General features: G+C 36.6%; 23 protein-coding genes and 1 pseudogene. 14 read left to right on the forward strand and 10 right to left on the reverse strand.

What is annotated here, in order from left to right; all coding sequences use genetic code 11:
- Nucleotides 1-69 precede the first annotated feature (69 nt).
- Nucleotides 70-2,478, reverse strand: a complete 2,409-nt coding sequence (locus tag MKL36_RS10500) for an FdhF/YdeP family oxidoreductase (RefSeq protein WP_021511090.1) — start codon at nt 2,476-2,478, stop codon at nt 70-72.
- Between the two features lie 394 nt (nt 2,479-2,872).
- Here MKL36_RS10500 and MKL36_RS10505 point away from each other — a divergent pair, with 394 nt between their 5' ends.
- Nucleotides 2,873-4,030 (forward strand): glycerate kinase, encoded by a 1,158-nt coding sequence (locus MKL36_RS10505; RefSeq protein WP_021511091.1) that lies wholly within the window; start codon nt 2,873-2,875, stop codon nt 4,028-4,030.
- Here MKL36_RS10505 and MKL36_RS10510 read toward each other — a convergent pair.
- Nucleotides 4,027-4,593 (reverse strand): TetR/AcrR family transcriptional regulator, encoded by a 567-nt coding sequence (locus tag MKL36_RS10510; protein WP_021511092.1) that lies wholly within the window; start codon nt 4,591-4,593, stop codon nt 4,027-4,029. The genes MKL36_RS10505 and MKL36_RS10510 overlap by 4 nt on opposite strands.
- Before the next feature lie 122 nt (nt 4,594-4,715).
- On the opposite strand from MKL36_RS10510, the gene MKL36_RS10515 reads away from it, so the two are divergent.
- Nucleotides 4,716-5,498 carry an SDR family NAD(P)-dependent oxidoreductase gene (locus MKL36_RS10515; RefSeq protein ID WP_021511093.1) on the forward strand — a complete coding sequence of 261 codons (783 nt, stop codon included), beginning with the start codon at nt 4,716-4,718 and terminating at the stop codon, nt 5,496-5,498.
- 37 nt (nt 5,499-5,535) lie between these two features.
- Nucleotides 5,536-6,141, forward strand: a complete 606-nt coding sequence (locus MKL36_RS10520; RefSeq protein ID WP_021511094.1) for a nitroreductase family protein — start codon at nt 5,536-5,538, stop codon at nt 6,139-6,141.
- A 114-nt stretch (nt 6,142-6,255) separates the two neighbouring features.
- Here MKL36_RS10520 and MKL36_RS10525 read toward each other — a convergent pair whose 3' ends face one another.
- Entirely contained in the window at nt 6,256-6,873 is a 618-nt protein-coding gene (locus tag MKL36_RS10525) for a TetR/AcrR family transcriptional regulator (protein WP_002156263.1), read from the reverse strand.
- Between the two features lie 108 nt (nt 6,874-6,981).
- On the opposite strand from MKL36_RS10525, the gene MKL36_RS10530 reads away from it, so the two are divergent.
- Nucleotides 6,982-7,845 carry a metal-dependent hydrolase gene (locus MKL36_RS10530; protein WP_021511095.1) on the forward strand — a complete coding sequence of 288 codons (864 nt, stop codon included), beginning with the start codon at nt 6,982-6,984 and terminating at the stop codon, nt 7,843-7,845.
- Between the two features lie 79 nt (nt 7,846-7,924).
- Here MKL36_RS10530 and MKL36_RS10535 read toward each other — a convergent pair whose 3' ends face one another.
- On the reverse strand, nt 7,925-8,503 hold the full coding sequence (locus MKL36_RS10535) for a TetR/AcrR family transcriptional regulator (protein ID WP_021511096.1): 579 nt from the start codon (nt 8,501-8,503) through the stop codon (nt 7,925-7,927).
- 686 nt (nt 8,504-9,189) lie between these two features.
- On the opposite strand from MKL36_RS10535, the gene MKL36_RS10540 reads away from it, so the two are divergent.
- Both MKL36_RS10540 and MKL36_RS10545 read left to right on the forward strand, forming a co-directional pair.
- Complete coding sequence (locus tag MKL36_RS10540; protein ID WP_005109554.1) at nt 9,190-9,651, forward strand: hypothetical protein; 462 nt, start codon at nt 9,190-9,192, stop codon at nt 9,649-9,651.
- Between the two features lie 356 nt (nt 9,652-10,007).
- Entirely contained in the window at nt 10,008-10,823 is an 816-nt protein-coding gene (locus MKL36_RS10545; RefSeq protein WP_021511097.1) for a hypothetical protein, read from the forward strand.
- 111 nt (nt 10,824-10,934) lie between these two features.
- Here MKL36_RS10545 and MKL36_RS10550 read toward each other — a convergent pair whose 3' ends face one another.
- Nucleotides 10,935-11,675 carry a hypothetical protein gene (locus tag MKL36_RS10550; RefSeq protein WP_086374103.1) on the reverse strand — a complete coding sequence of 247 codons (741 nt, stop codon included), beginning with the start codon at nt 11,673-11,675 and terminating at the stop codon, nt 10,935-10,937.
- 137 nt (nt 11,676-11,812) lie between these two features.
- Nucleotides 11,813-12,232, reverse strand: coding sequence for a hypothetical protein (locus MKL36_RS10555; RefSeq protein WP_000750918.1), 420 nt, complete (start codon nt 12,230-12,232; stop codon nt 11,813-11,815).
- A 278-nt stretch (nt 12,233-12,510) separates the two neighbouring features.
- Here MKL36_RS10555 and MKL36_RS10560 point away from each other — a divergent pair, with 278 nt between their 5' ends.
- Both MKL36_RS10560 and MKL36_RS10565 read left to right on the forward strand, forming a co-directional pair.
- Complete coding sequence (locus MKL36_RS10560) at nt 12,511-12,768, forward strand: YjhX family toxin (protein ID WP_021511099.1); 258 nt, start codon at nt 12,511-12,513, stop codon at nt 12,766-12,768.
- A gap of 32 nt (nt 12,769-12,800) precedes the next feature.
- Complete coding sequence (locus tag MKL36_RS10565) at nt 12,801-13,307, forward strand: GNAT family N-acetyltransferase (RefSeq protein WP_021511100.1); 507 nt, start codon at nt 12,801-12,803, stop codon at nt 13,305-13,307.
- Nucleotides 13,308-13,870: 563 nt separating this feature from the next.
- Here the strand turns inward: MKL36_RS10565 and MKL36_RS10570 are convergent.
- Both MKL36_RS10570 and MKL36_RS10575 read right to left on the reverse strand, forming a co-directional pair.
- Nucleotides 13,871-14,671 (reverse strand): hypothetical protein, encoded by an 801-nt coding sequence (locus MKL36_RS10570; RefSeq protein ID WP_000075503.1) that lies wholly within the window; start codon nt 14,669-14,671, stop codon nt 13,871-13,873.
- A 13-nt stretch (nt 14,672-14,684) separates the two neighbouring features.
- Nucleotides 14,685-15,323: a hypothetical protein gene (locus MKL36_RS10575; RefSeq protein WP_021511102.1), complete on the reverse strand. Its 639-nt coding sequence runs from the start codon at nt 15,321-15,323 to the stop codon at nt 14,685-14,687.
- Between the two features lie 65 nt (nt 15,324-15,388).
- On the opposite strand from MKL36_RS10575, the gene MKL36_RS10580 reads away from it, so the two are divergent.
- Entirely contained in the window at nt 15,389-16,084 is a 696-nt protein-coding gene (locus MKL36_RS10580) for a hypothetical protein (RefSeq protein WP_000143391.1), read from the forward strand.
- A gap of 72 nt (nt 16,085-16,156) precedes the next feature.
- On the opposite strand, the gene posA is transcribed toward MKL36_RS10580, so the two are convergent.
- Nucleotides 16,157-20,155, reverse strand: coding sequence for a delta-poly-L-ornithine synthetase PosA (gene posA / locus MKL36_RS10585; protein ID WP_021511103.1), 3,999 nt, complete (start codon nt 20,153-20,155; stop codon nt 16,157-16,159).
- Nucleotides 20,156-20,761: 606 nt separating this feature from the next.
- On the opposite strand from posA, the gene MKL36_RS10590 reads away from it, so the two are divergent.
- The 5 genes and pseudogenes from MKL36_RS10590 to chrA all read left to right on the forward strand — a co-directional run bounded on the left by MKL36_RS10590 (nt 20,762) and on the right by chrA (nt 25,656).
- Nucleotides 20,762-21,292: an SgcJ/EcaC family oxidoreductase gene (locus tag MKL36_RS10590; protein ID WP_021511104.1), complete on the forward strand. Its 531-nt coding sequence runs from the start codon at nt 20,762-20,764 to the stop codon at nt 21,290-21,292.
- 316 nt (nt 21,293-21,608) lie between these two features.
- Nucleotides 21,609-21,965: pseudogene (locus MKL36_RS10595) on the forward strand (tyrosine-type recombinase/integrase); the annotation flags it as partial.
- 72 nt (nt 21,966-22,037) lie between these two features.
- Entirely contained in the window at nt 22,038-22,916 is an 879-nt protein-coding gene (locus MKL36_RS10600; protein ID WP_000027438.1) for a TIR domain-containing protein, read from the forward strand.
- A 333-nt stretch (nt 22,917-23,249) separates the two neighbouring features.
- Complete coding sequence (locus MKL36_RS10605; RefSeq protein ID WP_002065076.1) at nt 23,250-24,188, forward strand: chromate resistance protein ChrB domain-containing protein; 939 nt, start codon at nt 23,250-23,252, stop codon at nt 24,186-24,188.
- Nucleotides 24,189-24,234: 46 nt separating this feature from the next.
- Nucleotides 24,235-25,656, forward strand: coding sequence for a chromate efflux transporter (chrA, locus tag MKL36_RS10610; RefSeq protein ID WP_002040866.1), 1,422 nt, complete (start codon nt 24,235-24,237; stop codon nt 25,654-25,656).
- Nucleotides 25,657-25,771: 115 nt separating this feature from the next.
- Here the strand turns inward: chrA and MKL36_RS10615 are convergent.
- Nucleotides 25,772-26,916, reverse strand: a protein-coding gene (locus tag MKL36_RS10615; protein ID WP_085944219.1) for an IS3 family transposase whose coding sequence is annotated in 2 segments (ribosomal slippage) — nt 25,772-26,652 and nt 26,652-26,916 — 1,146 coding nt in all. Because the reading frame shifts where the segments join, the coding sequence is not laid out codon by codon here.
- Between the last annotated feature and the right edge of the window lie 76 nt (nt 26,917-26,992).

Raw genomic sequence — 26,992 nt, forward strand, 5'->3', positions numbered from 1 at the left:
CTTTACTTCAAAATGGCGCTTGTTTAGAGCGCCTTTTGCTTAAATTTCATTTTAAAAAATCAGATTCACTTAAAGACTGCTGACTTTCTTATTGGCATCTTCAGGGTCAACGGCTGTTGCCAAGTTAAAATGCTCTGGTGCATTTCCGGGATGTAAAATCACAGGAACACTTTTAGAAGCCGGAATCTTGGCATATTTATCATGACTACTTAAGGCCACCAAAGGATTGGTTTCCGGATAGTAAGCCGCTAAGCTGCCGCGTGGAATGTTGTACGGCACAATACGGAAGCTGTGCACAATGCGCTTCACACCATCCGAGAAAACACTTTCAATATCAACCCACTGATTTGCTTCAAAGCCTGCTTCATCAATATCGGCTTGGTTCATAAACAACACACGGCGCTGACCAAACACCCCACGGTAACGGTCATCCAGACCATATAAAGTGGTGTTGTATTGGTCGTGAGATCGGGTGGTCATTAAGGTATAAACCTTACTTTCGGTATATGCGGCAGCGTACTGATTTTCTTTATCCGCATAGACTTCTTCAAGTGGCGTAATCAGAAATTGCGCTTTACCACTCTTTGTATTCCAGATGTGCTGATTAGCTGGATGTTCTAAATGGAAACCGCCGGGTTTATAAACGCGTAAATTAAAGTCATGAAATTCATCAAACACATCGGCAATTGAGTCACGAATGCGGTCATAGCTTTCAATGTACCATTTCCATTTAATCTGACTCTCTGGCAGCACGGCCTCAGCCATTCTTGCCACAATATCGGGTTCAGACAAAATATTTTTAGAAATTGGAGTATTACGCCCTGCCGACAAGTGAACATTACTCATTGAGTCTTCAACTGTAATGGCTTGTGGGCCATGAAGCTGCTCATCAATTTCGGTACGGCTTAAACATGGCAAAATAAGCGCATCTTTACCACACACCAAGTGGCTACGATTTAACTTGGTTGCCACATGTACGGTTAAATTACATTTTCTAAGCGCTTCTTGTGTATAAGCGGTGTCAGGTGTTGCAACGGCAAAGTTTCCACCCAAACCAATAAAGACTTTGATATCACCTTCGGCCATGGCTTTAATGGTTTCAACCACACCATATCCATTTTTTCTTGGTGATTTAATACCGAACACACGGTCAATATTGTCGAGAAGTTTCGGGCTTGGGAGTTCATTAATGCCCATAGTGCGGTCGCCTTGCACGTTACTGTGCCCACGAACCGGACAAAGCCCTGCACCCGGTCTGCCAATTTGACCACGCGCCAACAATAAATTTGCCAGCATATGTACGTTAGCAGTTCCGTGACGATGCTGGGTAATCCCCATACCCCAACAGAAAATTGAACGCTCTGACTCTAAAAAGAGTTTAGCCAGTTTTTCCAAATGTTCAGGCGACAGACCTGAGTGCTTATAAAGATCTGCCCACTCCGTTCTTTCTACCTCAGCAATCATTTCGTCGAAACCAACAGTATTGACTGCAATAAAGTTTCGGTCAAAAACGCTTGGTTTGCCTGAGGTAAGCGCCTTTTTATCCCACTCATGTAAGTGCTTTAAAATACCCAACATCAGTGCATAGTCGCCGCCAATTTTAGGCTGGAAATAATAGCGGCTAATTGGTGTACTGCCATTGGTCATCATTTCAAGCGGTGCTTGCGGATCTTGGAAACGTTCGAGACCTCGCTCTTTAATAGGGTTAATCGCAATAATGTTGCCGCCGCGTTTAGACACTTCACGCAAAGTACCTAACATACGTGGATGGTTGGTTCCCGGGTTGTGCCCAAAACTAAAAATGGCGTCGGCTAAATCAAAATCTTCTAGGGTGACTGTGCCCTTTCCTAAACCAATCGAGTCGAGCAAACCAACACTTGTGGTTTCATGGCACATGTTTGAGCAGTCGGGAAAGTTATTTGTACCAAAGCTTCGTACAAACAATTGATATAAAAATGCAGCTTCGTTACTGGCACGGCCAGAGGTATAAAATGCCGCTTGGTCTGGATGGTCTAGCGCATGTAAATGTTGAGCGATGAGCTTAAAGGCATCGTCCCATGAAATAGGCACATATTTATCGGTTGCAGCATCATAACGAACTGGGTCTGTTAAGCGGCCTAGGTCTTCTAGAAAAAAGTCACTTTGTTCTGATAGCCAACTAACGGTATGACCTGCAAAATATTCAGGAGTGACGGTTTTACTAGTCGCTTCAAAGGCAACCGCCTTTGCACCATTTTCACAGAAGTTAAATGCGTGAGCATCTTTCTTTTCTGGCCATGCACAGCCGGGACAGTCAAAACCTGTAGGCTGGTTAATGTTGAGTAAGGTAATTGAACCTTTACCTAAAATATCTTGTCGCTTTAAGTTTCGAGCAACACTGAGCAGTGCGCCCCACCCGCCAGCAGGATGAGTATATGGCTCAATTCGCGCAAAACCGTTATTTTCCTGTATGTGCTTTTGTTCTTCTGAATTATCCACTTTTTCATCCTCTTATCTTTTTTACACTCAACAGGCTCAGTGAAATCACAATTTAATTATGGTTTTATCAAAGCTACCCGCTGTTTACCGATGAGTAGAGTCCACTTTTTATATTATTGCCACTATGCTAAAAGCCGGCTCAACCGTTCTTATAATATGTGCCATATTCTTTACAATTACAATAATTCAAGCCAACCACGTTATTTGCATAAAAATACATAAAACAATGATTTAAACAGATATTAATTCTATCTTTTACAGATAAAAACATTATTGGGTTTCATTTTTAACAGACTGAAAGCTTTTTAAAATTGACACTTACACGACTTTATCTATGTTTTTTTCGCATTAAGCAGTATAAAACAATTAAAAATTTATCTGCATTAGAGCATTTATGAAGGTTGTGATCGCCCCTGATTCATTTAAAGATAGCTTATCGGCTTTAAAGGTAGCTCAAGCCATTGCCCAAGGGTGGCAAGAGGTATTTCCTCATGCAGAAACGATTTTGTGCCCAATGGCCGATGGCGGCGAAGGAACCATTGAAGCTGTTTTAGAAGTCTGCGATGGTCAATGGCGTGAAAAAACTGTAGTCGGGCCATTAGGTCAGCCTGTTCAGGCCAAATGGGGATGGTTAGAAAAACAAAAAATTGCCATGATTGAAATGGCTCAAGCGAGTGGCATACAGTTAGTTCCACCGTCTGAACGTGATGCCTGCCACAGCACAACGTTTGGCACAGGCCAGCTTATTTTGAATGCCTTAGACGCGGGTGCAAAAGATATTATTTTAACTGTGGGCGGTAGTGCGACCAATGATGGCGGCACAGGCTTACTTAGTGCTTTAGGTGCAGTTTTACTCGATGCTAACCAAAAGGTTTTACCCGCGGGCAGTCTTGCCCTTAGCCACCTATCCAAAATTGATTTAACACATTTCGACTCACGTATTCAGCACACACGGTTTTTATTGGCTGCCGATGTAACCAATCCACTTTGCGGTCCAAACGGCGCATCACATATTTTTGGCCCACAAAAAGGGGCCTCTCCTGCTCAAGTCCAGTTACTCGATGCAGCCCTTGCCCATTTTGCCGATGTCTCTGCTGAGCTTTTAGGTTTCGACAAACGAGATGAAGCGGGTTCTGGGGCTGCTGGTGGTTTGGGCTTTGCCGCCAAAAGTTATTTAAATGCAGACTTTAAAGCTGGAGTTAAAGTTGTGGCTGAACTGAATCAGCTTGAGCATAAAATCTCTAACGCAGATTGGGTAATTACGGGTGAAGGTAAATTTGACCAACAAACCTTAAGCGGTAAAACCGTTTTTGGGGTAAGCCAAATTGCCAAAGCCCACAATGTTCCGGTCATTGTGATTGCAGGGACTTTAGGTGAAGACTACCAAGCACTTTATGAGCACGGTGTAAGCGCTGCTTTTTCACTAGCCAATGGTCCCATTACCCTAGAACACGCCTGCGAACATGCAGCAGAACTCATTTATGAGCGAACAGTCGATATAGCGAGATTAATTCAGTTTAGCCAAACCAGCTTAAATGATAAAAAAGCCTAATCGGCTAATTTTAAAAGACTCTCTCTACAGCTCTCCAAGATTTCATCGCTAAGGTTTGATTGGTCTGGGCATGCACGTGACAATGCAATTGCCCCTACTGACTGAGCAAGAATATTAATAGCTTGCTTTCTCAGCTCTTCTGTTTCTAAAGAAACTTGTTTTGCGCGTTCATTCATAATGAACTCAATAAGCTGCTCAATGCCCTCTTCAAACTCGACTTTTACTTCGTCGGGCTGTCTTGCGGCATCACAAGATAGCACTGTTAAGGTACAGCCCTGATCACGGTTGTCCCGATGTGTACGAGACACATACATTTGAATAAATTGGGTTAAGTTTAAACCTTCTATTCTTTTTAAAACCTGCTCAAGACCATGTTTGGCAGTAATAGTAACAAGGTCTGTTTTCGAGCTGAAATGTTTATAAAACCCACCATGAGTAAAGCCTGCGCTAGACATTAATTCGGCAATGCCCACCCCGTCGTAGCCTTTACTACGGAACAGTTGAGTCGCTTTTTCAACAATTTTATCTCGGTTTTCTTTTACCTGAGTTTTACTGACTTTCATGTTGGTGCGCTCACTTTTATTTACCCTACTCGTCATCATTATACATTGATTATGATTGACATCAAAACCTACATATTTTAGATTATGATCATCATCTAAAAATTAAAGCGTGGAGACATCACATGTCAGCTCAATCAAAAGTACTTATTACAGGGGCTTCGTCAGGAATTGGTTCTGTTTATGCAGATCGATTTGCTCAACGTGGCTATCACTTAATCTTGGTGGCACGAGACACCAACCGTTTAGATAAAATTTCAAAAGATCTTCAAGAAAAATACGGCGTACAGGTCGAGTTTATTCAAGCCGATTTATCAAATGATCAAGACATTCGCAAAATTGAAGATGTACTCAAACACGATGCTGATATTGAAATTTTGGTAAATAATGCTGGGATTGCCCTGAACGGAAACTTTTTAACTCAAGATCGTAATGAGATTGAAAAACTTTTGACTTTAAATATGACTGCGGTGGTGCGGTTGTCTCATGCAATGTCGCAATCCCTTATACGTAAAGGTAAAGGCGCCATTATTAATTTAGGCTCTGTGCTTGGCTTAGCACCTGAATTTGGTTCTACCATTTATGGCGCAAGTAAATCTTTCATCCAATTTTTTAGCCAAGGCTTACATTTAGAGCTAAAAGATCATGGGGTACACGTTCAAGCGGTATTGCCTTCTGCCACTAAAACCGAAATTTGGGAACGTTCAGGTATAGATTTAAGCCAAGTTCCGCCATTAATGGATGTCAATGATTTGGTCGATGCAGCCCTGATTGGTTTTGATCGTAAAGAAACAATTACAATTCCTGTGCTGAAAGATGAAAATCAATGGAATAATTTTGAAAAATCGCGTATGACATTATTACCAAACTTCTCTTCGGCTGAAGTAGCCCAACGTTATAAAAACTAACGACTACGGCTACCCAACTCTCAAGTAGGAAAATCTTATGAATGTTATTGATGCTCTCCGCAAACGCCGTGCAGTTAAACGCTTCGACCCTGCTTTTCAACTCTCTGAAAATGACAAGAAGCAGTTATTGCAAGAAGTTTTAGCAAATGCACCAAGCGCTTTTAACTTGCAGCATTGGCGTCCGGTCATTGTTGAAGATGCAGAGTTAAGACAAAAAATTCGCGCGATTGCTTGGGACCAACCACAAGTAACAGAGTCATCATTACTGATTGTGTTATGTGCCAAAGTAAATACATGGGAAGTTGACGCTAAACGTGTATGGGATGGAGCTTCTCCAGAAGTTCAAGATATTATGGTTGGTGCAATCGACCAGTATTACCGTGACCGCCCACAAACCCAACGTGACGAAGTGATGCGTAGTGCGGGTATCTTTGCTCAAACCCTTATGTTACTTGCTCAAGAGCATGGTTTAGATAGCTGTCCAATGGATGGTTTTGACTTTGATGCAATGGCAAAGCTCATTAACTTACCTGAAGATCACGTGGTGTGTTTAATGATTGCGGTTGGTAAATCTGCTTCAGAACCTTATCCACGTGTGGGCAAACTCCCTTACGATGATGTCATTATTCAAAATACATTCTAAGTTGTAATTGAAATTTTAGGCTTTCATTCTATTTTTAGTTTTATGATAAATAGATGGAAGCCTTTAATTTGGCATACATTTAGGCGCTAAAAATCATAAATTGGCGAATGGAAATTAAGCGACCTTATTTCTATCATCTTCTATGTATGACATCGTAATATTAATTAAGCAGTCCACTAACTCTTCAAAAGTAAAACCCATATTTTCAGAAGTAAAAAAGTTCATTGTTAAAGCAATACTTGAATGAATTAAAATATAAACCATCATTTTTAAATTTTTTATTTTTAATACTTCAGGATGCTTCATGGCATATTCAATGGCCAAGACATTGATCGCTTTTACGGCTTTTACATGACTTGCCTCAGTACTATATTTAGAAGAAACACTGAGCCAATAAAAATATTTATTATTATCTTTCGCCAAAAACTCACCAATTTTTAAAAAAATTGTTCTGATTGCTTCAGGGATCTCTAAATCTAAAATTTCAGGAATCACGCCATAAATAACTTTTGAGATTTCTGCAATAAAGTGCTGCTGCATCTCAACAAAAAGTGCTTCTTTATTTTTAAAGTACTCATAAAAACTCCCCGATCCTACGCCTGCTATCTCACACACTTTAAGTACTGTTGTATGGTCCAAGCCGTTTTTCATAACAGATATAAATCCGGCACTAACTATAGATTCAAAGGTGTTTATTGCTCTATTTTGTTTTGGTTTTCTTATAGTTACCATAATGATTTATCCTTCTAATAATCCGTCTTTTTTCTGTATAAATTCATTGATAAATTCTAGTATAAATCAAAATTTGATCAATTATTTTATAAAGATGAGTTTAAAAAAATGAATACAGCTCTAAAATCGGATCAAAAAATTTTTCGTCGTAATGTTGAACTGACTTACGATCATCATAAAAGTTACTCTTTTTATTATGAGGAAAATCCTGTTGTTACTTCCTTGTTCGTTGTACTTTCAGCGATGTTTCCCGCTGGTGAAATGTTTTTTATAGAAAGCATTAGAAACGTTCGCAATCAAATTAAGGATGAAAAACTTTTAGAAGATATAAAAGCCTTTATTGCTCAAGAAGCTTTCCATAGCCGCGAACATAAAACGCTAAACAATCACCTCATCCATTCGAACTATCCTGAAGTTGTCGAAATTGAGGCCAAAACCAAAGCACGCTTGGATAAATTACGTCAACTTTCAGCAGTCGAACAAGTCGCTGCTACAGTCGTGATGGAACACTATACCGCCACACTTGCCCGTCTATTACTCACAGACTCGTTAATTAAAGCAAAAACCACGCAAGAGAGCAGAAATCTGTGGGAGTGGCATGCCCTCGAAGAGCTTGAGCATAAATCGGTCGCGTTTGATGTACTAAATGCGATAGGAGGAAATTCTAGCAGAAACAGAAAAGTAGCTTTAGCTAGAGTTGCAAAACTCATCACGCCTATTATTTTTAAATATTGGATAAAAATCTTAAAAAGAAAAGATATTAACTTCACTTTGAAACAGTTGAAGGATGGTATTTACTTAGGTTTTGGTGGAATCAATCGGGTCGGAATTTTGTCTAAAGCATTTGTAGATATGCTGGATGTTAGAGCAGAAAATTTTGACCCGTTAAACATGCAAACAGAACAATTAGAAGCCGAATTCCGAGAAAAACTATTTGGCCAAGCAGGCTTTCTTAGAGACTACCTCAGCTAAAAAAACTAATCTATAAAAGCCCTCATCAGCGGGCTTTTATAGAAATAACTCTTTTAATTTTTATGCATTTTGATTGACCTTAACTTTCTATTTTGAATCGGCCCAGATCACTTAGACCAAGAAAATAATCTAGTAATCTCTCCCTTTCATCTACCCCACCAGAGCTTAAAAGCTGAATAATTATGCCTTCCACCATATATAAAAATAGTTTGGCATCGGTAAAAGAGACATCGGGTTTAAGCAATCTAAGTTGGCTATAAATTTCATTGATCAACCATGTTCTATAGCGTACCGCGGTTTGATAAGCGTTGGGATAGCTATTTTTAACCTCAAAAATGGCTTTAAATAATAAGTAATACGGCCCTTCTACATCGGTATGTAAGTAATAAAGTTTTTTGAGTTTATCTATTGCGGAGGTACTTAAGTCATATTCGACCATTGCGACTACTTGTTCTTGGAGCTTTTCTTTTTGCACCATCAGACAGATTTCAATAAGCCTTTCTTTAGAGTGAAAATAATTATAAAAAGTCGCTTTTGTAATCTCTGATTCTTTCACTATTCTGTCGACCCCAATCAGATGAAATCCACGGTGGTGAAACAGATCAATTGCTTTATTTACAACATATAAGGCACGTGTTGGGAGAACTACATTTCGCATAATTTTACCGTTATAAATTCTTGTTGTTTGTAAATGAGATACTTTTTTGGGAGAAAAAAAGGCACAGCAAAGCCTATAAAGACTGTGCTTGGCACATCTCAAGTTTTATTGTTGCTAAGTTTTTGGTTGTGACGATTTAAAGCCTGAAAGCGCTAATGGCCCTCAAACTGCTTTAAAGCTTATGTGGTGTCGTTATAGCTTTTGGCAAAGCTTGCCAAGAAATAATGGATGTGCAAAGCCAACTCCTTTTTATTGGGAGTTCTGCCAGACATGAATAGGAATTATGGTGGCAGAACGAAAGAGGGTTGACAGACTGGTCAAACGAGGCCAGCACACCCAAAGGTGTCCCCCTCCCGTTCCGCCGCAGAGGGGGCACGAGGGTGTACACACTAAAAGTATAAAACCTTTAATGCTCGTTTGAATCAGCCTGTCAAAGCCGGCTGGCAATGTGGCCAGCAGGCAAAGAATAGTGCTCAACCCTTTTGCAGTCAAGCACACAAAATGACATTTGTTTTAAATTAGATCATTAAAAAGTAAGGATAAATAATGGGTGAGTTATTGTTAAATGGGGGTTTATAAAATCAAAATATCACTGTTTGGGATTTTTATCTTCCACTAACATTATATACAAAGAATATGTTATTTTAATTTTCAATATCAATTAGTTGTTTTGCTAGAGCTTATTTATGCATTCATACAAATTAAAATTTATTTTATTACTAATGTCTTCTCTATTTATTACTTCATTCAGCCATGCTGGGGAATATCAGGATAAATTAGTTCAGTGTTTAAAAAGTTCAGTTACCGAACAAGACCGTAAGGATATGGTGCAATGGATGTTTTTTGGTTTTGCTGCAAAACAAGATTTAGCAAACTACGCAAAAATATCAGCCGCAGATTTAGAACGTGTAGACCGCAGGGTTGCGAATATTTTTGATAAAATCATGACGCAAAGTTGTACTCAAGCAGTTAATGCAGTTGTAGAAAATGAAGGAACTAATGCGCTAACACAATCATTTGAGTATTTAGGACGTTATGCAACGGAATCCATGATGAATGATCCAAAAGTCGTACAAAGATTACAAAACTTTAGTAAGTATCAGGATCAAGAAAAATATAGAAAGGCGTTTCAAAAGCCTTCCCATTAATCTGATTGAGATTTAAAAGTAGTAATAGACCAAAGGTCTATTTAACATAATGGGTACCCCATAGAATATGACAATAAAATCCCTTTATAATTAATTATTTGGGATGATCTTCTAACATATTTCCACAAAGTGGCTAAAAGTTGGAAGCATAATTCTAAGAGAGCACATCAATACTGCAAAGAACATGAGCAAAAATAAAAAATGGGAGCTGAGTGCTCCCATTTTTTATCCGTATAAGGTGTATTACTTTGATTTTATAGAAATTTAATAAGTAAATATTCTTATTTATCTCTGAATTTCTCTATAAGCCACATAGTTATATATTCTAATCTAGACATGAATGGAAAATTCTCATTATGAACTTTATGAAAATTATAATTATTCTAATACAATGTACTGCTATATTCGGATGCACAGACTCATCGAAAACAGCATCTCAACATTTATCTGAAAAATCTAATGTCAAATATTATAAAGACACTTCTAAACAAGGGGATTTAGTTGTTTGGGGTATTTCATCAAATTTAATTTTAAAAACAGTTGTAGGTGATAAAACAAATATTGCAAAAGGTACTATTTTAAAGAGCCCTTTTCTTGGTCAGTTTCCTATTAACTTTATTCCTAAAATAAAAAATCTAAGTAAAAATGATACCATCGAAAATGTTGCAGACCCTGAAAATCCTATGCAATTTAACTTACTTTTGAATAATACTAAAAATATAGAAATTAATAATTTCTATGATACAAGTCATCAAAACCAAGTAAAAGTAATAGTAGAAAATTTTAGTACTGCTGATCCAATATATTTAAGATATAAAAAAACACCACGAGAGTGGATAAATTATTTTACTTCTCAAGAAGTTATTAAAGATGAAGATTTATTCAAAAAATTTGAATTAGAATGTTACTCACTTAAGAATTTGAAAGCTCATATTTCTCGTTTTTATCATTGTATAGGAAATGCATCAGACTCCTATCATTCTGAATTTTTAATGACAATTGCTAAACAACATGATGGAAATAATCAAATTGTAGTGACTACAGAAGTTGAAACACCTCTATATCCAAATATAAGTATAAAATGGACAATGCCTTACGAATCATTAAAAGATTGGAAAAAGGTAGATAAAAATATCTGGCGTTTATTAAAGGCTTGGAATGTGCATAAATGAACTGACTCCCAATATTTAACCTAATTTTTGATCAATTTAATATTATGGGCATTATCTAAATTATAAAAAAAGCCCCTGTTCTACAGAGGCTTTTTTCAATTCAACAACTTATTATTTATAAAACCAAGGTTTCTTTGGTGCAGTCCCAGTATATGCAGGATTAACCTTAATTGGTCCCTGACCTTTTTCGCATTGTTGAACACCCCACTCACTCGGGCGAAAACGTGCATTAGCTCCATCAGGCTCAGGTTTACCAAACTCTTTTTGAATATCATAATCAATGAGTGGAATTTCAAGTAGCACGATGTCTCCACGAGAACAAGCGATGGTAGGACGTTTCGTATCGTAAACCCATTTACCATAGCCATCGGCCTCATTAGGATCAAAGCGCATAACTGGACCTACATGCTGATCCCATGCCAATTCCATTCGAGGAGGCTCCATCGCAGTTACCCACATTCCTGCAACCTGTACAGGATGAGGAAAACGTACAGCCTCTAATCCACATAAGCTAAAGGGTACTTGTGGCTCGCCGTTGTCAAAAGCATCGTAACGACTAATTAAACTCCCTTTGGGAATCAACAGTTCGCCATATTGTGCATCTTGAGATAAAACGAAATGACTGCGACGTTCCTTGTAATGCTGCTTAAGTGCGAACTCATACTCTACCGATGCAGCCATATAAAATAAATAACCTGCCCACAGGTCACATATTAATGCCACTAGCGTAATGAATAATGTTTTTTGAGAGAAAAACCTCACAGGCTTTTGAGCCTTATTTCGCCAAAAGAATAGTGCTTTCACTAATAAACCTAGCGTTAGTACAACATCAATCAATGGAGTAATAAACAACAAAAAAATTGCAAAAACCGAGAATGTCTGTACAGGTATCATAATTGTTAAATCTTTAATTTCATTTTTTCAAAGGATGGGTCGCCAAGAAAATTGTATATAAGAGTATTAAAAACAAGCCTTATGATGCACAGACACTATTTTATAGCCTTAGCATTTTCACACACTAAATTAAGCATAGCTAAATCATTATCACCCGTGGCTTTCATTACTTCACTCTTTTTATCGCTCTTGTACTTAAGTTCACCATTATTTTTATCACCAATCATAAAGTCTAAAATCTGTATCGTCTTATGTGAACAGTCAAAAGCCATATGGAATTGTGCGATATTATCTTTATCAAAATCACCTGTATAAAATTTTGTTTCAGGTACGCCAACTAGTTTTCTGGTAGCAGTAATTTTAAATTTACTTTTACTTGGTAAATAAAATTCGATTGAATCTAATTCAAAAGCATAAGCGATATCTTCTTGTTGATAATAAACTTCTTCTGCTTGAATACTATTTGAAAAAGCTGCACAGGTAGCGAAAATTAGGCTAAAAATTGTTTTTTTCATTTACTAAAACTCATACATAATTTTTTGTTGCCTGATTTTATATAAATGAAAGGTCTATTAATATAAAAAACATTTGTTATTAAGTAATATATACAGTTAATATATCCTTTGAATAAAAGTATCCCCCTTCTCAAAGAGGTTTATATGTTGGAGATAGTAATCATCTGATAATCACTCTCAATTTCTATTATTGAGTTGATTATCAATGTCGCAATTTTTCTGTGGTCATATTTCTGATCACCTCTATTTGCACGTTTGATTATTATCAAGGCTCCAACATGAATCTTTCAAAGTTCGAACAGCGAACTCTCCATGTCCTTGTTAAAGGCGGACATATTAAATACCAACGTGACGCATCAGGCACAGTCTATTTCGTTGAATGCTATACACGAGAAGGTTTCGTGTTATCTGATTGTTCCTTAGATGTATTTAAAAAGCTAAAAGCAAAACGTTTAATCAAGTCTAAAAATAGCCAACCTTATCAAATTACATTGTTAGGACTCCAGACTGTCCGCCCTCAACTAGACAATCGTTGATATAAGTTGCTATTTATTAAGAGAAAGAAAATATGAATATTATAATTCGAGATGAACAACCCGAAGATATTAAAAATATCGAAGCGTTGACGAAAGCCGCATTCTTAAATGAAGAGCATTCTAGCCACACTGAACAATTCATTGTGAATAGCCTTCGGAAACATAAGCAACTTACGATTTCTTTGGTTGCTATAGAAGATGACTTAATTATAGGTCATGTGGCTATTTCACCAGTTACAATCACGTCAGATGAAACTGGTTGGTATGGCCTAGGCCCTATTTCTGTATGTCCAAAGAAACAAGGAATTGGCATTGGTTCTCTTTTAATGAATGCAGCTCTTCAAAAGTTAAAAGAATTAGGCGGAAAAGGTTGCGTTCTATTAGGTGATCCAAATTATTACAGACGATTTGGTTTTAAATCTTACCCTGATTTAAATTTACCTGATGTACCTAATGAATACTTTCAAGCTCTAAGTTTCAGCAATCATATTCCCTCAGGTGAAGTTACTTACCATGATGCTTTTACGGCAACTAAATAAATAAGTTCGCTTACCACACATAGTAAAAAGCCTCTATTTATAGAGGCTTTGTATTACTTTAACATCGTAAAGTTATATAAAACATTAAAAAACAAATAATTATTCATTTTTATAAATTCATACATTAGCTTTAAATTAACTCTAACTTCTAGAATTAACCATATTTCAGTCTTCACACTCAACTTTTTTATGCATCAATAAAAAAGCTAAACTTTTATCAACCAAATTCCTCGATGGAACCTCTTTTCTACTATCCATAGTTAAATTTATAGATGTTTTCATAAGGAAGTTCCCAAGTGAAAGGCATAGTAGAACCAAGGCTATATAAATAAAATTATTCTTAATTTTTATAAAATATACAATTAGAAAAATGATTAAAAAAATAATTAATAAATTAATTATAGAGTTATTGATAAAAATTGAATAATTATTAATTTCGTTAAATTCTACTAACCAAACTTTAAAAAATTTAAAAGATGTATGCGTGCAATACAAATCTACAAATGAAATTGTGAGCAATACTACAACTGAAATGATTAGGCTAAATAAAGCTTTTTTTAACATTAGGTTTCTGCTCTTATTCCAATACCAAAAGTTTGTGTTTCATCTTTATTCTCTGCTGACATAAATTTAAATCCTCCGTCATACCATAAAAACACTGAATCGCTACCATCTACAGCGCAGGCATTTGTACAACCATGTTTAATAAAAGTATCTCTAAAGGTATCAAAAGAAACTGATCCTACACCGTGCTCTTGAGCAATCACCACAATATCAGCAGTAGGTGTAAATCCTATTCCCCCTCGCCCTGTTCTATTGTCTAAACGTGAAAGCGCAGCATATCTATTATTATTTCTTTGAGTCAAAAAAGGTTTATGAGCAGGTAGAGGCTCCCCTGTTAACTTCGCATTTGGTAATTCTTTACTATATAAATTACCGTCACCATATTTTAACCCTTTGAATACCAAAGGGCATAATCCACCAATACCCGTATAATAACCCCGATTTTTTGTTAAATCCCCTTGTCCCATAAACCATGTATAATCTAGTTTCTGAGCAATATAAAACATATTAGGCGCACTATGACCATGTAAAGCCCCAGTACCTAATAATGCAAAACCTTCATTTAATGTATCAGCACTTGGAACTGGGTCGTGTCCAACAAATGCATCCGCTTTTCCTGAATCTGTTAAACCATACCAACAACCATTTATACACACCGTTAATTTTGCTTTTGATTGTGCTCTTTGCACAGTTGCACTAAAAAGTTCTTCACCATCGCGGACAATAGGAGTTAAGCGAGATTTTCCTGTAATTTTAATAATATGAAGGTCATTTTCCTTTTTATATTCTACTGGAGACATCGTTATTCCTCATTTAAAAATCTACTTTCAAATTTAATCTTTTACTCAATAAATACTTCTGACTTTCATAATCCCAATCCAATTGGTCAATATAATCCAAAATAAGGCTATACCTAAAAACACCTTGCATAACAATAACATCAGATTTATTTTCACTTGAAAATTGTTTCTTATGCTCACGTAAAGCTTCATTCAATATTTCAACTTGTTCAGAAATTGAATCAATTCCTTCTTTATTTGTATGAAATTGTCTTAAATTTTTTTCTAAATTCAATGATTCCCCATTAATTTCAATACTTTTGACTTGGGGTATATTTTTAGGAGGAATAAAGTAAGCCACTCCATTTTCACTAATCCATACTTCCTTTAATGGAGTTCCATTAATCACCAATTTATCTGTTGAATTTATTTTTTTCCCATCTAATCTCTCTATCCGAGCAAGAACTCCCGTTATAGGAAAGTGTATATTTGGTGTAATTTTAGCTTTAGGAGTTATCTGATCTGATGGTAATAAATGCTGTATATGAGTACTCTTTAAACTAGCTACAGATGGCCCAGAAAAAATATGTTGTTCTGCAAATACTTTAAATTCTTTTGGTGTTTTTATAGTAATACCATCAGAGGAAATTATAATTTGTGAACCACCCGCCATGACTATGCCATTTATATTATTATAGATAAAATCAATCTTAGCATAACTTAATTATCTTTATAAATATGACTTTTCTTATTGCTGTTCAACTAAAAGATAGTATTGTTGTTGCAATAGACAATAAATATTTAATTTTAAAATATAAAAGTTTAGATCAATATATGGAATATTTGGACTCTAAACTGTATACATGGCACAGTGGGTTTATTACTGGTGTAGGTGAGCATTATGTCATTGATAAAGCAATTCATCTTTTCATTAATAATTTTAACTCTGAAATTGAAAAGCTTCCCATATGTTTAAATATTTCAAAACAAGTTAGAGAAATGGAAATAGGATGCCATGAACAGATTCAATTATCTAAAATTCTGTATTCTAGTTATAGTAAAAATGGAGCAAAACTTTTTTCTGTAGAACCAACTGAAGAATCAGGTATCTATCAAACATCAGAATTTAGAGAAAATGATCTCATCATTTGGCTCTTTAATCCTAATATTCAAAATATTTCGGAAAATTTAAGAAATCTTTATACTAATCCACGTCCTCGTGCTTCATTTGATCGTATAGAAGATTGGGTTGATCACTATATTTCAGCTATTTCAGAAATTTACATAAAACAAAGTCGTGTGGATTCATTAATGAGCCGTAGTTTTGATATCTTTTTCCAAACAAAAGATCAATATTTTTATAAACATATTGAAAATGACCAAAGCACCATAATTGAATTAAATGAAATTTCTAATAATATTGACTTTATTTAATATAATAAGATTTATATGAAATATAAAAAAAGCCCCTGTTCTACAGAGGCTTTTTTTCAATTCAACAATTTATTATTTATGAACCCAAGGCACAGCCGGTGAACCAATCCACGCAGATTTAGCCGGAATATTTTCACCTTTCATGACCAGTGTTAATGGACCTAACACTGCATGATTGCTCACGTTTGCGTTATACAAAATAATACTGCGCGCATTGACCACTACATCATGCCCCACGTTCACTTGCCCGATTTTCATAATACGGTCTTCAAACAAGTGAGTTTGCGGCCCTGAAAAGCTATTAAACTCGGCACGGTCACCAATGCTGACACAGTCAAACTCGGTAATATCAGCCGTATCCATATAAACATCTTTACCAATACGAACCCCTAAAATACGCAAGAAGAATGGCAACATTGGTGTTCCTCTTAAGTAGTTTAAGAAGTTAGGAATCGCAACTGATTCATATAAGCTGGTAATCCCTTCACTTAACCATACAAACATGGTCCACATAGGTGCCGAACGCGGTTGATAGCGACCAATCAAAATCCACTTTAATAGCGCAACAATAAGAAAACAGCCAACGCCATAAAGCAGCCCTGCGAGCGTTAATGCAACCAGTCCTGTCTCAATATTGTAGTTATTAATCACATCAATAACGTCTAGTACGATCATATAACCCACCCCAATCGCAAGTGCGGCCGGCAATACAATACGAAGCCCTTCAATAAAACCACGCATTAAACGGCGCTTAATACTTGGTTTAAAGGTTAAATGGTCAGGATATTTTTCAGCAGCTTCACGTGCAGGTAACAGCAATGCCGGAGAACCAAACCAAGTTTGTCCGTCATACATTTCACGGTTATCTGGTGTTTTTGATTGCACGCCAATTAAAACATTGTCTGGTAACACTGTCCCATCAGCAATATAAGCACTATTTCCCACAAAACTACGGTTACCGATTTTGGTTGCTTTTAAAGACATCCAACCGCCTTTAATCTCTTCATCGCCCAGCATTACCGCATCGGCAATAAAGCTTTCTTCACCCAAAGTCAGCATTTCTGGAATGACACCAGTTGCGGTAGAAATTTCGGTATTTTTACCAACTTTTGCTCCCAGCATACGAAACCATGTAGGCGCATAAATAGTGGCAAACAAGCCATGTAAGGTTTGTAAGCTGGTTTCTAAAATTTGGGCGGCAAACCATTTACGATAATACGTGCTGCCATGAACCGCATAGGTTCCAATTTCAAGACGCGGCAATGCGATTTTACGTAGGCCTGAAGAAATCACCGCAGTAATCATCATCATCATTGCACTAGCCGGAATCGCTAAAATGAAATAGTAAAGCGCGATTTGCAAATGGTTGTTCGGGTTAATATTAAATACATTTACATCTAACCAGTCGACCAAAAGGAAGCTTGGAAAAATTGGAATAAAGAAAAGACAGGCAATAATTAATGCGCTAACGCCATAGTATCCATATTCAGCAATTTTACGTATAAACGATAGTTTAGGACGCTCTGGTAATTTAGCTTGCTCATCTATATGCCCTATTTTCTGAGCAGGTGTTCCATCCCAAATTTCGCCCTCAGGTACAACCGTGTCATATTCAATTGAAGTTAAGGCATTTACATGGGCCTGTTTTTCTAACACTGTATTTTCTTCTAATACAGCATACGAACCTACATAACTGTCTTGTTTAAGGTGAATTGAACCTAAAACCAAGTGGCCATGTTCAACTTTGGCATTTTCTAAATTCACCTGAGAACCGATACTCACGCCATCTTCAATAGTCAGTAAAGATGGCATACGAATATGTACAGAACTAATGGTAACGTCGTGGCCGATTTTTGCGCCAAGTGCTTTCAAATATAAGTTAAGTAAAGTCGAACCAGATAAAAGATAAACAGGTGAAATATTACTAATACGGTCTGCTAGCCACCAACGGAAATAGGTTAATCCCCATAATGGATAACGCCCTGCGCCAATTCCTAACATTAATAGTCGTTTTACCGTAATCGACAGTACAAAACTGCTAATAATAACACTGACATAAACCAATAAAGACAACGCAATCGCATACGGAATACTGTCGCGAGTTCCACCGGTAAAGTAGTGATAGGTAAAGAATGGCGCTAACCACTGCAAAATATTAATCGAGATTAAAACCGGAATAGTAACGAGCTGGGCAATACCACATAACCATTTATAGGTCTGATTACGAGGGTTATCTTGTCCAATTTGGCTATCAAATAAAGTAGGCTCAGGCTGCTCTAACATGAGTGCAGCAATCGCGCCTACTCTTCTCGCTTGATATAAGTTTTGAATGGTCAGATGGCTATATTCCGCATGCTCACGCAGATTTGAAATTAAAACAGCGGCGAGTAGTGAATGCCCGCCTAAATCATCAAAGAAATCGGAATCGAGTTTAATCGGCATGTTTGGGAACAAGCGATTCAAAATTTCAAACAAGATTTCTTCGGCTGGGTTCTGTGGCTGGTCAGATTCACTGCGATCTATCACACTCGTGAGCGGTCTTGCTTTTAAAGCTTTACGGTCAATTTTCCCAGATAATAGACGTGGAACTTCTTCAATAATCTCAAAACGATTTGGCACCATATAAGGCGGTAATCGCTGACTCAAGTTATGACGTAGTTCTTTAATTTCTATAGCTTGCTTTGCATCAATTTCTGGTGCAATAAACGCAATAAGTTGATCAATGCCGTCTTCAGGACGAAGAATAACGGCTGCCGTACCAATTCCGTCAATATCGCAAAGCGCAGCTTCGATCTCGCCAAGCTCTACACGGAAACCACGGATTTTAACTTGGTCATCGGCACGACCTAAACAGTGTACTTGACCAAACTCATCAATTTTAGCCAAATCCCCAGTACGGTAGAGTAATTCTTCCTCTACACTCATTGCCCAAGGGTTCTCAATAAACTTATCTGCGGTTAAATCAGGTCGTCCTAAATAGCCTTGTGCCACACTTGGACCAAAAATACATAACTCCCCTGTTTCACCTTGCTCGAGCAACTCTCTTTCAGAGTTAATGACCAACATACCGTAGTTTGGTAAGGGCTTGCCAATGGTGACAGGTTTGCCGCGTTCTAATAACTCAAGACTTGCAGAAACCGTGGTTTCGGTTGGTCCATAGGTGTTAAACATTTGATGATGAGGTAATGCCCAGCGGTCAACCAGTGAGTCCGGACACATTTCCCCACCTAAATTAATAATTCTTAAATTAGGTACGTCTTCAGGAAATAAGGCAAGTAACGTTGGAACAGCATGCAGTACTGTAATTTGTTCCTGCTTTAAGGTTTGGCATAACCGCTCAGGGTCACTGACAAGTGACTTCGGTGCAATCCACAACGTTGCACCTACCAAATAAGAAAGCCAAATCTCTTCAAACGACATATCAAAAGCGACTGAAAAGCCTTGATAGACTTTGTCTTGCTCTTGAATACCCAAAATACTATTTTCACTACGTAAAAAGTGACAAATATTTTTTTGAGTAATCACAATTCCTTTGGGTTTACCTGTCGAACCCGAGGTATAAATAATATAGGCAGGTTGATCTGGAGTGGTTTTCGCTAAACTTACACTTTCGCTTAGTGGTTTTTGCAGCTCAGTGTTGGTCCATTTTGTTTGCAGCACTTCAGCTAAATGTTCATACCATTCATCTGTAGTAATCATTCCTACTGCTTCGGCATCTTCAAGACATACCGCAATACGGTCCGCGGGCGTATCCATATCAAAAGGAAGCCAAGCTGCACCGCTTAAACAAATGGCCAGTTGAGCTTTTAAAAGCTCAATACCACGCGGCAGCCATAGCCCTACAATATGACCCGGCTTTACCCCTTTTAAAGCCAGATGTTGAGCCATAATTAAGGCTTGCTGATACAGCTCACCATAACTCAGCGTTTTATCTGCTTCAATTAAAGCCGTTTTATCAGGAAGAGTTTGTGCAGTATGAGTAAAAATATCGGATAAGACTTCATTCTGCAAAAATTCCGGATGATACTTTCCACGAATTACATTTTTCGTGTTCGTTACAAACTGGTTCATTTTTATACTCTCTTAATTTTCTGATTTGGCTTAAATGAAGTCATAATTTATTTTTCTGACCCATTAACGAAATCTAGATAGGCCATAAATTAATTAAGAGAACTTAAAGCAAGATTAAATTTTTTAGTTTTGCTGTTTATTCAACACAGTAAGAACCTTAGCTACTAATTTTAATTTATAAATAAAAATCAAATATTTAATATTATTATTCTAATTTTATGATTATCTTTAAGATAAAAACGTACAAAACTAATGAAGTAAAAAGCTAGAATTCACAAGATTTATATAGTTCTCATTTTAATTAAACTAATAAAAGCCATCCTGTATACAAATTCTCCATATTTTAAACTTAATTGTTTAGTTCTGAATTATTAAAAGAGTTCTTAAAAAATAAAAGAGTGTATTTAAATTTATGCATGATGGTTGATTATTAATATTATATTAAAATTGTATGCATCAATTCTTTTTAACTTATATCTTTATCTGGATTTTATAAAAACTTAACTCCATTAAGCGGATTGAGCGAGCAGTTGTTTATCTACTTTCCTCATAACTCAACCGACCCTATTTGGTGTGGTGAGTTGTGAGGGTTAAACAAAGATACTCTTGGAAGGCGAGCTAAGATCACCTGTTTCATTTAAGCATGACGAAGTATCTTTATTTATAATATTTAAAAATGGACTTAAAAAATTAAACAGTGGTGCTGGTATGAGTCAACACATAATAACCCCAAAAGAAATACCTTTAGCATTTCAAACCGCTTGGAATAAGCATGATATGCAGGCCTTTGCTGCTCTTTTTGATAAAGAGGCGACTTTCGTTAACCGTTTCGGTCACTACGTTAAAGGAGTTGATGAAATTATTGCAATGCATCAACCTATTCATGAAACCATTTATCGTGATTCAACACTAGAGAATGAGCTGATAGACCTCATACCTATGAGTGAGGATATATGTATTTCACATTTTTGGAGCCGCCTCACTGCGGGCGTAGCTCATCCTCAAGGGCCTCATCAGATTGATACTCTCATTCTTACGGTGCTCACCCAGAAGAATCATTCTTGGTACATTCAGGCGCTAGAAAATGTCACTTTAACGAACCCTCGAACGGGAGAGATCATACTTAGAAATATATAGAAGGGAGCACGATCATTTTTTAGTAATTTATATGCATAAAAAAAGCCCTTGTCATTAACAAGGGCTTTTTAAGAATTTTGGCGGAAGCGGTGTTAGTCAAATTAAACAACCAAACCACTGATAAACATACAAAAAATAATTTAATTTTAGTTTTTTACTGTTATTTTTACTACAATAAAATTTCAACCAATCATTTGTTTATATTTCATTCACCTGACACTATTCTTGCTTAGTAAGCTAATGATTGTAAATTACAAATCATCTTAAACTACCCATTCTAAGACAGTTCATGTAATTTTACCTCAATTAAGAGTTCATTCGAGAATATATTCAATTAGAAGATTTTATATTCCCCGCCCCACGTAGTGGTGAAATGCTTTCCGACATGCCATTGACTACACTAATCAAGCGTATGCATGAACAAGAACTAAAAAATGGCTTAGGCTATATTGATCCAAAACAGAATCGTATAATTACCACACATGGCTTTCGGTCTACTTTTCGTGACTGGTCTGCGGAAAAAACTAATTATGCGCGTGAAGTCTGTGAACATGTATTAGCGCACAAACTACCAGATAAAGTTGAAGCTTCTTACTTGCGTGGAGATTATCTAGATAAACGTAAAGAATTAATGGCAGATTGGGCAGAGCACTGCTCTACGCTTACAGAGTGATGTAACACATAAACCTTGTATTTCGCCTAACCAAATAATAATCTTACCCTTTATATTTATCATAGAGCCAACATGTCAATACAAACTATAAGCAGTACCATAACAAGGTTAAATAAGGAGTTAGCAGATATTACTCATCGAATGAGCTTAGAGCAGAAAAAGGGAGCTGATATAATTTCTAAAATTTTACAAATTCAAAATTCTATCGGGAAGACAACTAGCCCCTCTACATTAAAAACAAAGTTATCAGAAATTAGTAGGAAAGAACAAGAAAACGCTCGTATACAATCAAAACTTTCAGACTTACAAAAGAAAAAGATTGATATTGATAATAAGCTGCTGAAAGAAAAGCAGAACCTTATAAAAGAAGAAATACTGGAAAGAAAAAAATTAGAGGTCCTGACTAAAAAACAGCAGAAAGACGAAATTGAACATCAAAAGAAGCTGAAACGTGAAATTGATGCTATTAAAGCTTCTACCCAATATATTACTGATGTTTCAATATCATCTTACAACAATACAATACCTGAGACGGAACCAGAATATGATTTGTTTATTTCACACGCTTCAGAAGATAAAGAAGATTTTGTCAGACCGCTTGCAGAGACATTACAGCAACTTGGAGTAAACGTTTGGTACGATGAATTCACGTTAAAAGTTGGGGACAGTTTACGTCAAAAAATTGATAGTGGTCTCCGAAACTCTAAATACGGTACCGTTGTTCTTTCAACTGACTTTATTAAGAAAGACTGGACCAACTATGAACTTGATGGCTTAGTAGCTCGAGAAATGAATGGCCATAAAATGATTTTACCGATTTGGCACAAAATTACTAAAAATGACGTTTTAGATTATAGTCCGAATTTAGCCGATAAAGTCGCCTTAAATACTTCTGTAAATAGTATTGAGGAAATTGCCCATCAATTAGCTGATGTTATCTTAAATCGATAAGCGCCTTCTAAAAATTAAAATTTTGACTGAGATTTACAAATAACCTAATTCTCAGTCAACTTTTGAACACCCTACAATTTAGACACTTTACAATCAATAATTTAATTATAACTAAAACAATTTTTTTTGTGATGAGTAATACTGAATTCACAAATATTGATGTATATTGAAACAATAAAACCAAATAATTTATATAAAATCAAAAACTTAAAAAATTCTTCTTTAGCCATTTCCGCCCTTTAATATTTCTTTTGATATAAGAAATCGATTCTTCATATTTGTATCCAAGCCAAATTAATGTTATATATTTAACAAATAAGTTGAGTATACAACATGAAAATATCTTTACTCATATCCTCTTTGCCTACACAGAACACATCTACACGTATGAGAGTATGGCGTTCTCTTAAAGCAAGTGGAGCCGCAATCCTTAGAGATGGTGTGTATTTACTTCCCATTTCTCATAGCGAGAAATTTGATCCTATTGCAAGTGACGTTATTTCAGAGCAAGGCTCTGCGTATGTATTCCATGCGGAGCAGCCTTTAAACCTTGAATTAGCTCCTTTCTTCAGTCGAAAAGAAGAATACGATGTCCTCTATAAACAACTCTCTGAGTTAAGAGATCGTCAATCTAAAGATGAAAAGAAAGAGCTGCTCAAGCAAATCCGTAAATTAAGAAAAAGTATCGATGCACTCGTAGAAATTGACTATTACCCCGATGAGACTCAAGCACAGGTACTAAATGAACTTTCTGCTTTAGAGCTTTCAATAGCTCGACTTGGTGAAGTGAATGAGCCTCAAGCAATACAAGCACATATTCAACTTCTAGATAAAAATAGTTATCAAAACAAAATATGGGCAACTCGTAAGAGACCTTGGATTGATCGTCTAGCCTCTGCATGGCTAATCAAGACTTTTATTGATTCAACTCCTACATTTATTTGGTTAGAAACACCAAGTGAATGTCCAGAAGAAGCTTTAGGATTCGATTTTGATGGTGCAGCTTTCAGTCATATCAATCACTGGGTTACCTTCGAAGTTCTTTTACATAGTTTTAATTTAGAAACACCTGCTTTGAAAAAAATTGCAGAGATTGTCCACTATCTTGATATTGGCGGGATTGAGCCACCCGAAGCTTCAGGCATAGAAACCGTCTTTGCAGGAATACATGAAAACATTACAGATGATGACCAATTATTAGTCGCATCAAATGCAATCTTTAATGGCCTATTGTCTAGCTTTAATAAAAATAGCTCTGTACTGAATGATTAAACGCATCAAATACTTTTTAAATTTCAAAAATTTAGGTGAAATAGCAATGAATACAAATGAAGATTCCACTGCTTTAGCTGAAAGCATTCCCCCACATGAACTTCATGGTGTTTCATTTCGTGAAGCTTTTTGGGTATGGCTTAAAGTAGCTGCGCTTAGCTTTGGTGGACCTGCGGGGCAAATCGCAGTAATGCATAAAATTTTAGTTGAAGAGAAACAATGGATTAGTGAAACGCGTTTTTTACATGCCTTAAATTACTGTACACTTGTTCCTGGTCCTGAAGCACATAAGTTGGCTGTATACATAGGTTGGTTATTACACCGAACACGTGGCGGACTCGTTGCGGGTACTCTCTTTATTTTACCGGGTCTACTTGCATTAGGAATACTAAGCTGGATTTATGCAAGTTATGGTCAGATTAGTATTGTTCAAGCATTATTCTTTGGATTAAAAGCAGCCGTACTTGCAGTAGTTCTTGAAGCTGTCATGCGTGTAGGTCGTCGAGCCTTAAAAAACAAGGTGATGGTCATTGTCGCTATCTTGTCATTTATCGGCATCTTTATCTTTGCTTTGCCTTTTCCATTTATTATTTTAGTTGCTGCGCTTATCGGTTACATCGGAAATAAAAGTGGAAGTAAAGCATTTAACGCCTCCTCATCTCATTCTGACGCTAATAGCTCTAATGCTTCATTAGCAGCTATTGATGCTGCTTTTGCTAAGCAGATCCCAGAGCATGTACAACCTTCCCATACAAGAGCTCTAAAAATTACTCTCATTGGTTTGGTCTTATGGCTCGGCCCACTTATAGCTTTTATTACTTTAATGGGCAAAGATAATGTTTATACGCATATCGCTCTATTCTTCAGCAAAATGTCCGTACTTACGTTTGGTGGTGCTTATGCAATTTTATCTTATGTTGCACAGCAAGCCGTCGAAAACTTCCATTGGCTTAAACCTAGTGAAATGCTGATCGGACTTGGTATGGCTGAAACCACCCCTGGCCCCCTGATTAGTGTAGTTCAGTTTGTAGGCTTTATGGCAGCGTATCGAGACCCAGGATCATTGAATCCTGCCTTGGCTGGTACTCTTGGAGGTATATTAGCGAAATGGGTAACATTTGTACCCTCTTTTCTATTCATTTTTATTGGTGCTCCATATATTGAAGCATTAAGAAATAATAAGGCTTTAAATGCCATACTTTCGACAATTACAGCAGCTGTTGTTGGAGTGATCCTTAATCTATCAGTGTGGTTTGCATTACATACATTATTTGCTGAAGTTAATGTAATTCATAAATATGGAATGGTTTTACAAGTTCCAGTTTTATCCAGCATTAACCCATGGTCACTAATGTTATCAATCATAGCTATGCTTGCTTTATTCCGTTTCAAACTTGGAATGATGACTACTTTAGCTGGTTGCTGCGCTATAGGAATTATTCTTCACTTTTTCGGGATAAGCGGCTAATCACTTATAACTATATAAAAATGTTTTAGTTGGACTTATTTGTCCAACTAAAACAGAGGTGGTCCCACATGTTTGAACAACTAAAAGCTTATTTATAAGTGATACTCTGCTCTAGTTAAGCTACCTTATTTTGTTGTGGTAGCTGGTCATAGTAAAACTCATCTGGAGTCATTTTGTCCAGACTCGAATGAGGTCGTTTCAAATTATAAAATTCAAAATATGCGTTTAATTGCTTCTTCGCATCCAAAACATTGCTGTAGGCTTTGAGATACACCTCTTCATATTTAACGCTCCGCCATAATCGTTCAACCATCACATTATCAACCCATCGACCTTTACCATCCATGCTGATTTGGATGTCATTTGATTTCAATACATCAATAAATGCATCACTGGTAAACTGACTGCCTTGGTCTGTATTAAATATTTCAGGTCGACCATATTTTTCAATAGCTTCATTTAATGTTTCTATGCAAAATGTAACCTCCATACTAATCGATACTCTATGCGCAAGTACCTTGCGGCTATGCCAATCAATCACAGCACATAAATAAACAAAGCCTTTTGCCATAGGGATATACGTTATATCCGTAGACCACACTTGATTACTGCGCTGAATAGCCAATCCTTTGAGCAGATATGGATATTTGCGGTGAGCTTGATTAGCCTGGCTTAAATTTGGTTTGCAATATAACGCATTAATGCCCATTTTCTTCATTAAAGTACGTGTATGACGTCGTCCTATATGATGTCCTTGACGATTCAACAAATCACGCATCATACGGCTACCTGCAAAAGGGTATTGCATATGTAACTCATCCATACACCGCATCAGCTTCAGATCTGATGCACTCACAGGTTTTGGGCGATAGTAATAACAACCACGGGAGACTTTCAGCAGCTGAGCTTGCTTAGATACTGAAATCTGAAGTGAGTCATCGATTAACTTTTGTGGTTGAAGCGGCCCAGTTTCTTCAACACACCTTCTAAAAAATCAATTTCTAATGCCTGCTCACCGATTTTTGCATGTAGTTTTTTTAGATCGATGGGTGGTTCTGTTGGAGCTTTTGATTGATCGAAAGCTTGCGAGGAAGCTGAAATCAGTTGATTTTTCCAGTCGATAATTTGGTTTTGATGAACATCAAATTCAGCACTCAATTCAGCAAGTGTTTTTTCTGCTTTAATCGCAGCAAGTGCTACCTTAGCTTTAAAATCATTTGAATGATTTCTTCTTGGTCTACGTGCCATAAAATACTCCATATATTGATGTTTATAACATCATTTGGGGAGCAAAATATCACTTATAAGTGTTGTTCAAATTTCCTGATCCACCTCT

Origin of the sequence: Acinetobacter sp. AOR12_HL (genome assembly GCF_027855275.1) — a bacterium.
GTDB classification, from domain to species: domain Bacteria; phylum Pseudomonadota; class Gammaproteobacteria; order Pseudomonadales; family Moraxellaceae; genus Acinetobacter; species Acinetobacter baumannii.